Source organism: Clostridium lamae (assembly GCF_033043255.1).
Lineage (GTDB): Bacteria > Bacillota > Clostridia > Clostridiales > Clostridiaceae > Clostridium > Clostridium lamae.
Genome location: NZ_JASCQJ010000044.1, coordinates 15,938 through 28,879, shown reverse-complemented (window position 1 = coordinate 28,879; position 12,942 = coordinate 15,938). Strand labels below are relative to the sequence as shown.

Genomic DNA, 12,942 nt, shown 5'->3' with positions numbered 1-12,942 from the left:
TCGATAGCTCAGTCGGTAGAGCAGAGGACTGAAAATCCTCGTGTCCCTGGTTCGATTCCTGGTCGAGCCACCAGGTATGGCGCTATAGCCAAGTGGTAAGGCAGAGGTCTGCAAAACCTTTATTCCCCGGTTCAAATCCGGGTGGCGCCTCCAAGTAAAAAACTACAAGATTTCTTGTAGTTTTTTTTTACTTAAAAATAATTTCTTTTTGAATAAGTAAATTTTCTTTAGAAGAAAATTTAAATTTACTACCTATAGGGATCGTTATATTAGGATAGTCATGTCCAATATTTAATCCACAAAGAATAGGAATGCCTAATGGAATAAGCCTCTCTTTTATAATATCTTCTACATTTAAATTTTTATCTGAACTAGTACAATTAGTAAAGTTTCCTATAAGGATTCCAGAAGTTTTTTTTAGTTTTCCACAAGAAATCAATTGAGAAAGCATTCTATCCACAGAATAAGGACTTTCATTCACATCTTCAACAAGTAATATATTATTATTAAATTCTATTTCATAAGGAGTTCCGATAGTAGAACAGATAAGAGATAGATTCCCTCCAACTATGTTTCCACTGAAATCTTTATTATTCCAAATCAAATAGTCTGAATGACATATATCATTTAAATCATAAATGACTTTAGTAGTATCATGATTGATTATCTTTAAAAAATATTCTTTAGTAGCAATATCATTAAAATTAGAAGTTATCATAGGACCATGAAAGGTAGGGAAGTTACATCTTTTATAGATATAATTAAGTAATAATGTTATATCACTATATCCAAAGAATGGTTTAGGATTACTTTTTATAGTTTTTAAATCTAGATAAGGAGCCATTCTAATAGATCCATAACCACCTCTTAAACAGATAATTGCGCTAATTTCTTTATCTTTAAACATAGAATTTAAGTCTGATGCTCTATCTTTATCATTGCCTGCTAAGTATCCAAGGTTATCATATAAATGTTCACCTTTCTTTATTTTAAAACCTAATTCTTTAAATATAGAGATTTTTTCATCTATATATTCTTTAGATTCTGGAGATGCTGGAGCTACAATTCCTATTGTAGGAAGTTTAGTTAGTACTTTAAGTTTAGTTTTAAACAAAGAGATGCACCTACTTTAATAATATTTATATATTAATATATTATTATGATAATAATTGTGTACTCATATAATAATAAATGAATAAATAATAGTAGATATTGAAGAGTAGGGTTGAATTAGACTAGATAAATAAATATACATAGAAGTGATTAATAAAAAATTAGGATATATATTATTTTTGATATTGAAATAATATATATCCTAATTTTTATGAAAACATATCTTTTTTATATAGTAAGTAAGCAGTTCCGAAAGTTAAAATCAAAGTTAAAATTAAAGTTATCTCGAAACCATATTCATTATTAATAAGAGGCATTCTAGTAAAGTTCATTCCAAAAATACCGCCAATAACTGTAGGTATAGCCATTAGAATTGTAACTGATGCCAAAACCTTCATCACTATATTTAAGTTATTGGAAATAACTGAGGCGAAGAAATCCATTGTACTAGCAAGTATATTACTATATATTTCAGTCATCTCAATAGCCTGTTTATTTTCTATTATTACATCTTCTAAAACATCTTGATCTTCTTCATACTTCTGCATTAAATCTAACTTTAACATTTTTTCTAATGTTATTTCATTTGCTTTAAGTGAAGTAGAAAAATAAACTAAAGATTTTTCCAAAGAATGTAGTTGAATTAATTCTCTATTTTTCATTGATTTATGTAATCTTTTTTCTATCATCAAACTCTTTTTATCAATTTGTCGTAAATATACTAAGTATGCATTTGATATTCTACTTAGTATTTGTAGTATAAATCTAGATTTTTTAAATGAAAAGAAAGACTTAATTTTACCATTTATAAAATCTGTTAATATTCTGCTATTCTTCAGGCAAACAGTAATAATTTGCTTATCTGTATGAATAATTGCTAAAGGATATGTATCATAAGTCAATGAATTATCCTCCATCTCAGTAAAAGGTATATCGACTATTACTAACAGACAATTATCTTCTATATCTATACGAGAGGTTTCCTCATCATCTAAAGGAGCTTTTAAAAAAGAAAGAGGTACACCAGTTTTTTTAGAAATTAAAATAAGTTCTTCATCTGATGGTGCAACTATATTTATCCAGCATCCTGGTTCTAAATTGTCTAAAACTTTTAGTGAAGGATTATTTTCACTAATGCTCTTAAATATTTGTATCATTATTAAACCTCCTTAAGTATATATCCAATATAATTATACTATTTATAATTGATTTTGTAATAATATTAAGTAATTTAATTCATAAATATTAGAGAGAATTAAAGCTATTTATAGAAATATTGAACTTGAATGAACTAAAGCCTATTAATATTATTAATTCTAGAAATATAAAGATTATTAATAAAATATAGATATGGTAAAAAATAATAATAACTAGTATAATCTGAATGTTATTGTTACAATGAAGTAACAGCATAATGGGGGATAAATGAGGAAATGATGCATAGAGAAGTTGTTGTAAAAAGAAGGATACCTGTTATAGCAATGATTTTATTTTTGATAACAGCGATACTATATGTAATTGAAGCTGTGGAAAGATCGAAATATAATCAACATTTAATTGGTTATACTTTTAATGTTGCATTAATGGTTATTGCACTAGTCTTAATAACAAGAGAAATGAGAAACCTCTCTGTTTCTTATAAGCATGCAGTAATTGCAGACAAGCTTATTATTAATCTAATAAAAAATAAAGAAGAAAAGAATTTAGAAAGTATAAGAATATCTGATGTCCTTTTTATAGGGGAAAAATCGGATATGCCTAAAGAATATCAAAGTAGTAAAAGAACAAGAAGTTATTTATGCAATAGAATAGTAACGAAATCTTATTATTGCGTTTATAGAAATGGAGATAAAATAGAAAAAGTTAAATTTCAACCAAGTGATAATTTTATAAGTAAGATAATTAAACATGGTGAATTAAAATGTAAATTAATTAAGAAAGAAACAGTGTAAAATAGGCTCTATATAGAGCCTATTTTTTATAGAATTCATTTTTAACTTCAGATAGAAGATTTTCTTTTGATATGATATCATAGCCTGTAAAAGCCAAGGCTAAAGCTGATTTCAGAGCTTCATTAAAAGCATAATCTGAAATTGTGGCTTTAGCAAAATCTTTTGTTCCATATCGTGTACTTGAATCCTCTATTATTGAAAAGAATGGTTGGATACAAGGAACAGTCTTACTTACTACTCCTAAACTTAAGCCAGAGTAGATATCTCTAGGTCCATCAATATTAATAATTCCAGTCTCTTTTAAATTATGACTAAATAATCTGTTTAAAGCTCTATTTGTTATAAGCTCTTCATTTTCAGGCTCATATAATGAAATTGAATTTTGTACTCTTATAAGTTTAGACACGTAAATAGCAATTTCTCTTAGCTTATTTTCCACTATTCTAGCAATATCCATTTCAGGTGCTCTTATATAAAATTTAGCTTCTGATTCGATTGGTAATAGAAGTGGGGTAAAGCCTCCGTTTGAAAGTATAGAATTTACTTCAACATCATCTGGAAATCCTTTTAATAAAGAATTTAATATATTAAAAGTTAGAAGTACACCATCTAATGAAGTATACGTACCTTTATTCAAAAAGCTAAGGCCACTATGCCCAATGAATTTTATACTTAGTGGAATAATTGCAGAAGAACTACCACTTTCTGAAGTAACAACATCAGGATGAGCAATTAATACTACATCTATTTCTTCAAAAACACCTTGTTTAACCATTACTGATTTAGTTCCGCCAAGATATTCTCCAGGGCAACCTATAATAGTAACAGAACCACCGACCTTTTCAATTATAGAGCTTAATGCTAATGCTGCAGCAACTGAAGTTGTAGTTAATAGATTATGTCCAGTTATATGTCCATCATTAGGGATAGCATCATATTCACATAGAAAACAAATTCTAGGACTACCATTCCCTTTAGAAGCACGAAATGATGTTTTTAATTCTAGGAAGTTTTCTTCTACTTCGAAATTATAATTTTTTAACATATTACAAATATAATTATATGAATTAAATTCATTATAGCTTTTCTCAGGATTATCATATAAAAATTTATTTAATTCTTTTAAAGCATCCTTATTCTTTTCTATGTAGCTAATCATTTCTTGTTTCATTTTTATTCCTCCCAAATTATCATAACTTTAACTTTCCCATAAACTTCAATAATTATTTATAAAATATGAGTTTTTATGTAAAGTATAAAAAGCGATATAGAAGGTGAGAATTAATAATATGAATTTAAGAGGGGGTGATAAAGGATGAAATTAGAAAATAAGACAATAGATAATGATAAAAATAAATGTGTCGTTTGTAGTAAAGGAATATATATAGATGATATAATTATAAATAGAAGCTTATTTTGTCATGAATGCTACGATATAATTTCTAACATAAACATCAATGATATAGAATATGATTTTTATAAGGAAAGAATTAAAACATGGCTTTTAAGTAAATATAATTTAATAGCATGAGGTAATTAAAATGAACAGAGGAAAATTTATAGTATTCGAAGGTGGAGATGGTTCTGGTAAAAGCACGACATTAGATAGAATATATGATTTTTTAGTAAAAAGCGGAATAGAGTGTATTAAAACTAGAGAACCTGGTGGAATTAAAATTTCAGAGGATATCAGAAGCATAATATTAGATACAGAAAATACTAATATGGATAGAAAAACAGAAGCCTTATTATATGCAGCAGCAAGAAGACAGCATTTGGTAGAAAGAGTCATTCCAGAATTAGAAAAAGGAAAAATAGTCTTATGTGATAGATTTATTTATTCTTCATTGGCATATCAAGGATATGCAAGACAAATACCAGTTGAGGAAATATTTCAAATAAATAAATTTGCAATAGGTGAATATATGCCAGACTTAAATATACTTTTTGATATATCTCCAGAAGTAGGCTTATCTAGAATAGAAAAAAATAAGGATAGAGAAGTCAATAGACTAGACCTTGAAAAATTAGATTTTCATAATAGGGTAAGAGAAGGGTACTATAGATTGGTAGAAAGTAATAAAAATCAGTTTGCAGTAGTTAATGCAGAAAAGTCAATAGATGAAGTTTTTAATGAAACTAAAGATATAATAATGAGTTTCATAGAATAAAAAATATATATAATAAAATTTTACTCAATTTATACAGCTTTTGTGATAAAATGTTAATAAGGGGATTATTTATTTTTAGGAGGGGTCAATATGAAATTAGTAATAGCTATGGTACAAGATGATGATGCACTAGATTTAATTGACGCAATCACTGAGGCTGGATTTAGAGTAACTAAACTAGCATCAACAGGAGGGTTCTTAAAAGCTGGTAATACAACTTTAATGATAGGTGTAGAAGTAGATAAAGTTCAAACAGTTATAGATGTTGTAGAAGATATTTGTAAAACTAGAAAGCAAATTATTACGACTCCAACTCCTATAACAGGAAATATTGATATGTACATGTCTTATCCAATTGAAGTTGAAGTTGGGGGAGCAACAATATTTGTAATAGATGTTGATCAATTTATTAAAGTTTAAAATAGGAGGGTGTAATGGGAGAGATTATAGGACATAAGAATATAATAGATAGTTTTAAAAAAAGAATAGACTTAGATGAGATTTCCCATGCACATATAATTGTTGGAGAAAATGGTATTGGAAAAAGTAACCTAGCAAATAAATTTGCTAGAGATATATTAGGTAAATTTGAAGAAAAAGACTATATAGATATTATAAGCTATAGATGCAAAAAATCTTCATTTGGTGTAGATGATATCAGGGAAATTGTTGAAGAAATAAATAAAAAACCATTTGAGGGAGATAAAAAAGTTATTATAATTTATGATGGAAACAAGTTAACAGTGCAAGCACAAAATGCTCTGTTAAAGACCATAGAAGAGCCCCCAAAGGGAGTTTTTATAATATTATTATGCGAAAGTCTAGAACTTATATTAGATACTATAAAATCAAGATGCCAAATTTACAAGTTAGCTCCATTAACTAAAGAGGAAATTAGACTTTATATAGATAGTATAAATGATGATGGCTTTAGCCAAGATGAAGTTAACGCTGCCGTTGCCTATAGTGAAGGGATACCTGGGAAAGCAGAAGCTTTCTTAAGGGACTCTTCATTGAAAGATTTGAGAAATACTGTAAATGATTTATTATTTCTTTTAACTAAGGGCAATACTAGAGAACTTTTAGAATTTGAAAATAGTCTAGTATCCTATAAGGATAAAAGGGAAGATATATTAAATATTTTAGCCTCCTTTATAAGAGATATAATAATATATAAGGAAATTAATGATTATACAGGACTGATAAATGGGGATAAAATTGAAAGTATAAAAAAAATAGCTATTGAAATGTCCTATAAGAGACTTAATAATATCATTGATAAAATAGGAGAAGCTAGAAGATCTTTGCAAAGCAATTCTAATTTTCAATTAACTATTAGAGTTATGCTTATAGGTTTTATGGAGGTTTAACAATGATAAAAGTAATTGGCGTTAGATTTAAAAAAGCCGGTAAAATATATTATTTTGATCCAAATGGATTAAATGTAAAAAGAGGTGACTTTGTTGTTGTAGAGACAGCAAGAGGAATAGAATTTGGGGAATGTGTTATAGGAGTTAAAGAAATTCCTGAATCAGATATAGTGGCTCCTTTAAAGAGTGTCATTAGAGTTGCAGAAGAAGAGGATGTTAATAAACATAATGAAAATAAGGTAAAAGAAAAAGATGCCTTGGCTATATGTTTAAAAAAAATAGAAGAACATGGATTAAATATGAAATTAATAGATGTAGAATATACTTTTGATAATAATAAAGTTATATTTTACTTTACTGCAGATGGAAGAGTTGATTTCAGAGAACTGGTTAAAGATTTAGCAACTATCTTTAAAACAAGAATAGAACTTAGACAGATAGGTGTTAGAGATGAAGCTAAGATGCTAGGCGGATTAGGTCCGTGTGGTAGACCATTGTGTTGTTCAACATTCCTTGGAGACTTCGCATCAGTATCAATAAAGATGGCAAAGGAACAAAATTTATCTTTAAATCCGACAAAGATATCTGGTATATGTGGAAGACTTATGTGTTGTTTAAACTATGAGCAAAGTACCTATGAAGATATAAGAAAGAGATTACCAAAGGCAGGCTCTATTGTAAATATTGGCGAGTCTAATGGGGAAGTCGTTAGTAATAACACTGTTAAAGAAAGTGTAAAAGTTAAATATAAACGTGGAGACGAAGAAATAATAGAAGAATTTAAAATAGAGGATGTAGAACTTGTAGAGGGCGGATATGAGGATTCTGTAGATGAATCAGATATTAAGCTTGAAATAGAGTCACCTGAAGATAAAAAGTTAATAAAAGATCTTATAAAAGAAAATTAAAGGGGGGGATTAAATGAAATCGCTACTAAAGATATCTAATCTTAACACAAATGAAGATGTGATTAGTATTAAAGATGTTATAGCTCAGAATGAAGGAGTTATTGCTTGTGAAGTAAATTTAGGCAAAAAGGAAGTTAGTCTTGTTTATGATGATAAAACAATAGCTTTAGATAAAATAGTAACATCTGTCGAAGAACTCGGATATAGTGTGATTTAAAATATAATAAACTTAAATTATTTAGAAGTCTTTAAAAATCCTTATCTATGTGTTAAAATAGAGGGGAAATAAATTCATAATATTAGGAGGTGCTGATTATGGCATTCAAAATAGAAGATTCATGTATAAACTGTGGTGCATGCGCTGCAGAATGTCCAGTTGATGCTATAAGTCAAGGAGATACTCAATTTATCATTGATGAGGATGTTTGTATAGATTGTGGAAACTGTGCAAATGTTTGTCCAGTAGGAGCTCCAGTACAAGCATAATTTTACATAAAGAACCGCTAAACTAGCGGTTCTTTATTATTTTCCTTTAAAAGTATTACAGTTGAATTATTATTAGTTGGTAAGTCATCGGTATATAAGGTATTAGTATCATAAGAAATTATATTTTTTAAAGAAGATAAGAATTTTAATGGGCCATCTAAATAAAAATATTCTGATGAAGTTTTAAAACACATTGGAATAATATATCTAGGTTTTAGAGTTGTAGCAATCTTTGAAGCTAAATACCCATCTAGACAAAAATGACCTCCAATCGGAATGAATAAAAAATCTAAATTACTTAATTTATCTATTAAGTTTCTATCTAGTAAATGACCTAAAGAGCCTAGGTGACATAATTTGAATCCATCAATTTCATAAAGATAAATAATATTATCACCTCTTTTAAAACCAGAAAAATCATCCTTGTAACTTTGAAAACCTTCGATAATGAAATGATCATTTTCAAAGTGAGTGGCAGAATTAATAATTTTATAATTATTATAAATATATTCATTAATAAATTCATTATTATGAGAGTGACTAAAAGTAATTATATCTGGTTTTAAATCATACTTTTGTATATAGGGATGTATTTGTATTGGATCAATCAGAATTTTTTTCCCAAAACTATTTTTTATTAAAAAACTAGAATGGCCAATCCACTTGATTTCCATATTAATCACCTCATTTATAGTTTAAACAAATGGAAGTATATAATTCATTCTATATTAAAATTTAATATTGGACATATTAAGACTTATAATATATAATCAAAGTCAAAGAAGGTCTAAATTAAAAATTAAGTTTAAGAAGGTGAATTTATGGCAAGAATTTCAGATACAATAGAAAATTTTATAAAAGATCTCTTAAATGAAGAAAGAGAAAGGCAAGTTTTAATTCAGAGAAATGAATTAGCAGATAAATTTTCCTGTGCACCCTCACAAATAAATTATGTTTTAACAACAAGATTTACTTATGAAAAGGGATATATAATAGAGAGTAGAAGGGGCGGGGGAGGCTATATAGTTATTAGAAAAATAACATACGATGATAAATCTGAAAGATTAAATTTAATTAATAATTCAATAGGTGAAAGCATAACTTATGGAAATGCTTTATCTATTTTAGATCATTTAAAGGATACTAAAGCTATTTCGAATAAAGAATTTGAGATTATAAAGATATCTTTAAATGATAGGACCTTAGCATCTGTTGAAGATAAAAATAAGTTAAGAGCAGATATGTTAAAAGGAATCTTAGCAGTTGTATTATCATAAAGTATGTTATATATCTATAGTTTGTCTGTGAGTTGTAATTTAGCAATAGGGTATGGAGGTATTTATGGTTTTTGGTAAATTTACAGAAAGAGCACAATTAGTACTTGTAGAAGCTCAAAAGGAATCACAGTATTTTAAGCATGGGTATATAGGAACGGAGCATATTCTTTTAGGCATATTAAAGGAAGGTGGTTTTGCTAATAGAGTTTTATATATTAGTGGAATTACAATAGATAAAGTTAGAAATTTAATAGAAGAATACTTAGGATTTGGGGATGTAGATATATCAATAGGAGAAATGCTTTTAAATCCTAGGACAAAAAGGATTTTTGATGATAGTCTATCTAAGGCGATGATTTATAATCAAAATTATATAAATCCTGAACACATATTACTAGCAATATTAGATGATATTGAAAGTATAGCTTATACTATAGTTTCAAATTTAAAAGTAGACTTAAAATCAATGAAAAATGAATTAATAAATTATATTAATAAAAGTGATTTAAATGATGTAAAACATACAGATGATAAAAAGAAGGGCATAATTAAGACTCCGATGTTAAATCAATATGGTAAGAATTTAACAACTTTAGCTAGAGACGGAAAAATTGACCCGGTTATAGGAAGAAATAATGAAAATAAGAGAATACTTGAGATATTATGTAGAAGAAATAAAAATAATCCATGCTTAATAGGAGAACCAGGAGTCGGAAAAACTGCTGTTGTAGAAGGATTAGCTCAAATGATAATTGATGGAAGAGTCCCAGATACATTAAAAGATAAATCTATAATATCCTTAGATTTAACAGCTATGATAGCTGGAGCTAAATATAGAGGAGAGTTTGAAGATAGACTAAAGAAAGTTATGGATGAAATTATAAATTCTAAAGATGTGATAATTTTTATAGATGAGATACACACAATAGTTGGGGCAGGAGGAGCAGAAGGTGCTATTGATGCAGCAAATATTTTAAAACCAGCATTAGCTAGAGGAGAAATAAAGTGCATTGGAGCAACAACTATTGATGAATATAGAAAATATATTGAGAAGGATTCAGCTCTAGAAAGAAGATTTCAGCCTGTAACGATAGATGAACCTTCCAAAGAAGAAACCCTTGAAATTCTAAGGGGTCTTAGAGAAAGATATGAGCTTCATCATATGGTAAAAATTGAGGATGAAGCTTTAGAGGCTGCTGTAGAATTATCAGATAGATATATATGTGATAGATTTATGCCAGATAAAGCCATTGACTTAATTGATGAAGCATCTGCGAAAGTTAGAATAGAAAATCTTGCTTCTCCTCCAGAAATAGGAGATTTAAGAAAAAATTTAGATATGGTTTCAAGAGATAAGGAAAGTGCAATTAGAAGTCAAAGCTTTGAGAAAGCAGCGTATTTGAGAGATGAGGAGAAGCAACTAAAAAATAAACTAAGTGTATTGACTATTAACTACAATAATACTGATTTTAGTAATGTTGTGAATAGAACACAAATAGCAAAAGTTGTATCCATATGGTCTAAAATACCTTTAGAAAAATTAACTGAAGAAGAATCAGAAAGACTTTTAAAGCTTGAAGATGTTCTTCAGGAAAGAGTTATCGGTCAAACAGAAGCAGTAACTGCAGTTTCAAAAGCTGTAAGAAGAGCTAGGGTTGGCCTAAAAGATCCTAATAGGCCAATTGGGTCATTTATCTTCTGTGGACCAACAGGTGTTGGGAAAACAGAACTTTCAAACACTTTGGCTGAAGTTATGTTTGGAGATAGAAAAAATTTAATAAGAATTGATATGTCAGAATATATGGAAAAGCATTCTGTATCAAGGCTTATAGGAGCGCCACCAGGATATGTTGGATATGAAGAAGGCGGACAATTAACAGAAGCTGTAAGGAGAAACCCATATTCTGTTATTTTATTGGATGAAATAGAAAAGGCACATCAAGATGTATTTAATATTTTATTGCAAATAATGGAAGATGGAAAGCTAACTGATAGTAAGGGAAGAGCTGTAAATTTCAAAAATACAATAATAATAATGACTTCTAATGTGGGGGCTCATGATATTAAAAAACAAAGTTCAGTTGGTTTTATAAGTCAGAAAAATTATGAAAGCAATGAATATGAAAATATGAAAAAAAGTATAATGGAAGAAGTTAAAAAGCAATTTAAGCCAGAGTTTCTTAATAGGGTAGATGAAGTTATAGTATTCCACAAATTAATGGATAATGATGTAATGAAGATAGTTAACCTGATGTTAAATAATACTATAAATAAACTTAAGGAAAGAAAAATAACAATTAATTTAAATGAAGAAAGTAAGAAGTTTTTGGCTAATAAAGGAATAGACATAAATTATGGAGCGAGGCCATTAAGAAGAATAATAGCTAAGGAATTAGAAGATAAATTAAGTGATGAAATGCTAAAGGGATACATCAAAGGTGGAGATAAACTAGAAGTTTATTGTAATGGAGATGAACTTTATTTTAAGCATATCTCATAATATAAAGGAAGGTTTTCTTTTGGGGGGGATCTTCCTTTTGTTTAATATAATAATATTTTTTTAATAGTCTATAATAAATAGGAGTAAAGAAAATAATATTAATAAGAATTATTACCTAAAAAAAAGTTGCATTTTGAAATTTAGAAGCATATAATTAATATAAAGAATATACCCCTAGGGGGTAGAAGGAGAAAATAATGAGTAAAGAAGTTAAATATAAAGAATTGATAATAATCGGCGGTGGCCCTGCAGGTTTAACTGCTGCTATATATGCAACAAGAGCAAAATTAGATATGCTTTTATTAGAAGATCAAATATTAGGTGGTCAAGTAAGAAATAGTTATACAATTGAAAACTATCCTGGCTTTAAAAAAGTTTCAGGAGCTGAACTTGCAGATTTAATGCAACAACAGGCGGAAGAGCTTGGAGCGGAAATCGACGAGTTTGATATGATTGAAAGAGTTGATTTTAGTGGAGATGAAAAGATTATTGAAACTAATAATTATATATATAAGACAGATACAGTGATTATAGCAACTGGAGCAGTTCCAAAGAAATTACCTATAGCAAATGAAGAAAAGTTCTCAGGTAAGGGAATACATTACTGTGCAGTATGTGATGGAGCAATGTATGATGGAAAAATAATAGGAGTAGTTGGTGGTGGTAATTCAGCATTAGAAGAGGCCTTATTTTTAACTAAGTTTGCTACTAAGGTATATATGATAAGAAGATATGACTATTTCAAAGGTGAAAAGGCTACTATTGAAGAAGTTATGAATCACCCAAAGATAGAAGTATTATTTAATGAAGATTTAGTTAATGTTGAAGGAGAGCACTTTGTAGAAAAGGCTATAATAAAAAATACAAAGGATGGATCACAAAAAGAAATGGCTATGGATGCTATATTCGGATTTATTGGAACTGAACCAAAGACAGCTCACTTTAAAGACTATATTGAATTAACATCAGGTGGTTATATAAAAGCTGATGAACGCACTAGAACAAATGTTAGTGGTGTGTTTGCAGCTGGAGATGTAAGAGAAAAAGAATATAGACAAATTACAACAGCAGTTGCTGATGGAACTATAGCGGCATTAGAAGCAGAAAAAGTTATAGTTGAAAAAAAGAAAAATAGAAAATAATAATTATACTAATAATAAAACGT

At 28.4% G+C, this 12,942-nt stretch carries 15 protein-coding genes and 1 tRNA gene; 12 read left to right on the top strand and 4 right to left on the bottom strand.

The window, feature by feature from the left end; translation table 11 throughout:
• The first annotated feature begins 78 nt into the window (after positions 1–78).
• Positions 79–153, top strand: a tRNA-Cys gene (locus QK892_RS15685).
• 34 nt (positions 154–187) lie between these two features.
• Here QK892_RS15685 and QK892_RS15680 read toward each other — a convergent pair.
• Together QK892_RS15680 and QK892_RS15675 are read right to left on the bottom strand one after the other, a co-directional pair.
• Entirely contained in the window at positions 188–1,114 is a 927-nt protein-coding gene (locus QK892_RS15680; RefSeq protein ID WP_317274495.1) for a S66 peptidase family protein, read from the bottom strand.
• Between the two features lie 208 nt (positions 1,115–1,322).
• Positions 1,323–2,270 carry a magnesium transporter CorA family protein gene (locus QK892_RS15675; RefSeq protein WP_317274494.1) on the bottom strand — a complete coding sequence of 316 codons (948 nt, stop codon included), beginning with the start codon at positions 2,268–2,270 and terminating at the stop codon, positions 1,323–1,325.
• Between the two features lie 276 nt (positions 2,271–2,546).
• Between QK892_RS15675 and QK892_RS15670 the strand changes: the two genes are divergently transcribed.
• Positions 2,547–3,065, top strand: coding sequence for a hypothetical protein (locus QK892_RS15670; protein ID WP_317274493.1), 519 nt, complete (start codon positions 2,547–2,549; stop codon positions 3,063–3,065).
• Positions 3,066–3,084: 19 nt separating this feature from the next.
• Here QK892_RS15670 and QK892_RS15665 read toward each other — a convergent pair whose 3' ends face one another.
• On the bottom strand, positions 3,085–4,236 hold the full coding sequence (locus QK892_RS15665; RefSeq protein WP_317274492.1) for a zinc-binding metallopeptidase family protein: 1,152 nt from the start codon (positions 4,234–4,236) through the stop codon (positions 3,085–3,087).
• A 144-nt stretch (positions 4,237–4,380) separates the two neighbouring features.
• Between QK892_RS15665 and QK892_RS15660 the strand changes: the two genes are divergently transcribed.
• The 7 genes from QK892_RS15660 to QK892_RS15630 all read left to right on the top strand — a co-directional run bounded on the left by QK892_RS15660 (position 4,381) and on the right by QK892_RS15630 (position 8,000).
• Positions 4,381–4,596, top strand: coding sequence for a sigma factor G inhibitor Gin (locus QK892_RS15660; protein ID WP_317274491.1), 216 nt, complete (start codon positions 4,381–4,383; stop codon positions 4,594–4,596).
• Positions 4,597–4,606: 10 nt separating this feature from the next.
• Entirely contained in the window at positions 4,607–5,236 is a 630-nt protein-coding gene (tmk, locus tag QK892_RS15655; protein WP_317274490.1) for a dTMP kinase, read from the top strand.
• A gap of 90 nt (positions 5,237–5,326) precedes the next feature.
• On the top strand, positions 5,327–5,656 hold the full coding sequence (locus QK892_RS15650) for a cyclic-di-AMP receptor (RefSeq protein WP_317274489.1): 330 nt from the start codon (positions 5,327–5,329) through the stop codon (positions 5,654–5,656).
• Between the two features lie 14 nt (positions 5,657–5,670).
• A complete protein-coding gene (locus QK892_RS15645) occupies positions 5,671–6,606 on the top strand; it encodes a DNA polymerase III subunit delta' (protein WP_317274488.1) in 936 nt (311 codons plus the stop codon).
• 2 nt (positions 6,607–6,608) lie between these two features.
• On the top strand, positions 6,609–7,514 hold the full coding sequence (locus QK892_RS15640) for a PSP1 domain-containing protein (protein ID WP_317274487.1): 906 nt from the start codon (positions 6,609–6,611) through the stop codon (positions 7,512–7,514).
• 13 nt (positions 7,515–7,527) lie between these two features.
• Positions 7,528–7,731, top strand: coding sequence for a heavy-metal-associated domain-containing protein (locus tag QK892_RS15635; protein ID WP_317274486.1), 204 nt, complete (start codon positions 7,528–7,530; stop codon positions 7,729–7,731).
• Positions 7,732–7,829: 98 nt separating this feature from the next.
• Complete coding sequence (locus QK892_RS15630) at positions 7,830–8,000, top strand: 4Fe-4S binding protein (protein ID WP_317274485.1); 171 nt, start codon at positions 7,830–7,832, stop codon at positions 7,998–8,000.
• Positions 8,001–8,017: 17 nt separating this feature from the next.
• Here the strand turns inward: QK892_RS15630 and QK892_RS15625 are convergent, their stop codons facing one another.
• A complete protein-coding gene (locus QK892_RS15625; protein ID WP_317274484.1) occupies positions 8,018–8,674 on the bottom strand; it encodes an MBL fold metallo-hydrolase in 657 nt (218 codons plus the stop codon).
• A 147-nt stretch (positions 8,675–8,821) separates the two neighbouring features.
• Here QK892_RS15625 and QK892_RS15620 point away from each other — a divergent pair, with 147 nt between their 5' ends.
• The 3 genes from QK892_RS15620 (at position 8,822) to trxB (ending at position 12,919) form a co-directional block, all read left to right on the top strand.
• Positions 8,822–9,277 (top strand): CtsR family transcriptional regulator, encoded by a 456-nt coding sequence (locus QK892_RS15620; RefSeq protein ID WP_317274483.1) that lies wholly within the window; start codon positions 8,822–8,824, stop codon positions 9,275–9,277.
• Positions 9,278–9,341: 64 nt separating this feature from the next.
• Positions 9,342–11,777 (top strand): ATP-dependent Clp protease ATP-binding subunit, encoded by a 2,436-nt coding sequence (locus tag QK892_RS15615; RefSeq protein ID WP_317274482.1) that lies wholly within the window; start codon positions 9,342–9,344, stop codon positions 11,775–11,777.
• 197 nt (positions 11,778–11,974) lie between these two features.
• Entirely contained in the window at positions 11,975–12,919 is a 945-nt protein-coding gene (gene trxB, locus QK892_RS15610) for a thioredoxin-disulfide reductase (protein ID WP_317274481.1), read from the top strand.
• The last annotated feature ends 23 nt before the right edge of the window (positions 12,920–12,942 follow it).

What these genes read in the sequence shown, in the direction of transcription:
- QK892_RS15675 (WP_317274494.1), bottom strand. Translation starts at nt 2,270, where the DNA reads ATGATACAAATATTTAAGAGCATTAGTGAAAATAATCCTTCACTAAAA.
- QK892_RS15670 (WP_317274493.1), top strand. Translation starts at nt 2,547, where the DNA reads ATGATGCATAGAGAAGTTGTTGTAAAAAGAAGGATACCTGTTATAGCA.
- QK892_RS15665 (WP_317274492.1), bottom strand. Translation starts at nt 4,236, where the DNA reads ATGAAACAAGAAATGATTAGCTACATAGAAAAGAATAAGGATGCTTTA.
- QK892_RS15660 (WP_317274491.1), top strand. Translation starts at nt 4,381, where the DNA reads ATGAAATTAGAAAATAAGACAATAGATAATGATAAAAATAAATGTGTC.
- tmk (WP_317274490.1), top strand. Translation starts at nt 4,607, where the DNA reads ATGAACAGAGGAAAATTTATAGTATTCGAAGGTGGAGATGGTTCTGGT.
- QK892_RS15650 (WP_317274489.1), top strand. Translation starts at nt 5,327, where the DNA reads ATGAAATTAGTAATAGCTATGGTACAAGATGATGATGCACTAGATTTA.
- QK892_RS15645 (WP_317274488.1), top strand. Translation starts at nt 5,671, where the DNA reads ATGGGAGAGATTATAGGACATAAGAATATAATAGATAGTTTTAAAAAA.
- QK892_RS15640 (WP_317274487.1), top strand. Translation starts at nt 6,609, where the DNA reads ATGATAAAAGTAATTGGCGTTAGATTTAAAAAAGCCGGTAAAATATAT.
- QK892_RS15635 (WP_317274486.1), top strand. Translation starts at nt 7,528, where the DNA reads ATGAAATCGCTACTAAAGATATCTAATCTTAACACAAATGAAGATGTG.
- QK892_RS15630 (WP_317274485.1), top strand. Translation starts at nt 7,830, where the DNA reads ATGGCATTCAAAATAGAAGATTCATGTATAAACTGTGGTGCATGCGCT.
- QK892_RS15625 (WP_317274484.1), bottom strand. Translation starts at nt 8,674, where the DNA reads ATGGAAATCAAGTGGATTGGCCATTCTAGTTTTTTAATAAAAAATAGT.
- QK892_RS15620 (WP_317274483.1), top strand. Translation starts at nt 8,822, where the DNA reads ATGGCAAGAATTTCAGATACAATAGAAAATTTTATAAAAGATCTCTTA.
- QK892_RS15615 (WP_317274482.1), top strand. Translation starts at nt 9,342, where the DNA reads ATGGTTTTTGGTAAATTTACAGAAAGAGCACAATTAGTACTTGTAGAA.
- trxB (WP_317274481.1), top strand. Translation starts at nt 11,975, where the DNA reads ATGAGTAAAGAAGTTAAATATAAAGAATTGATAATAATCGGCGGTGGC.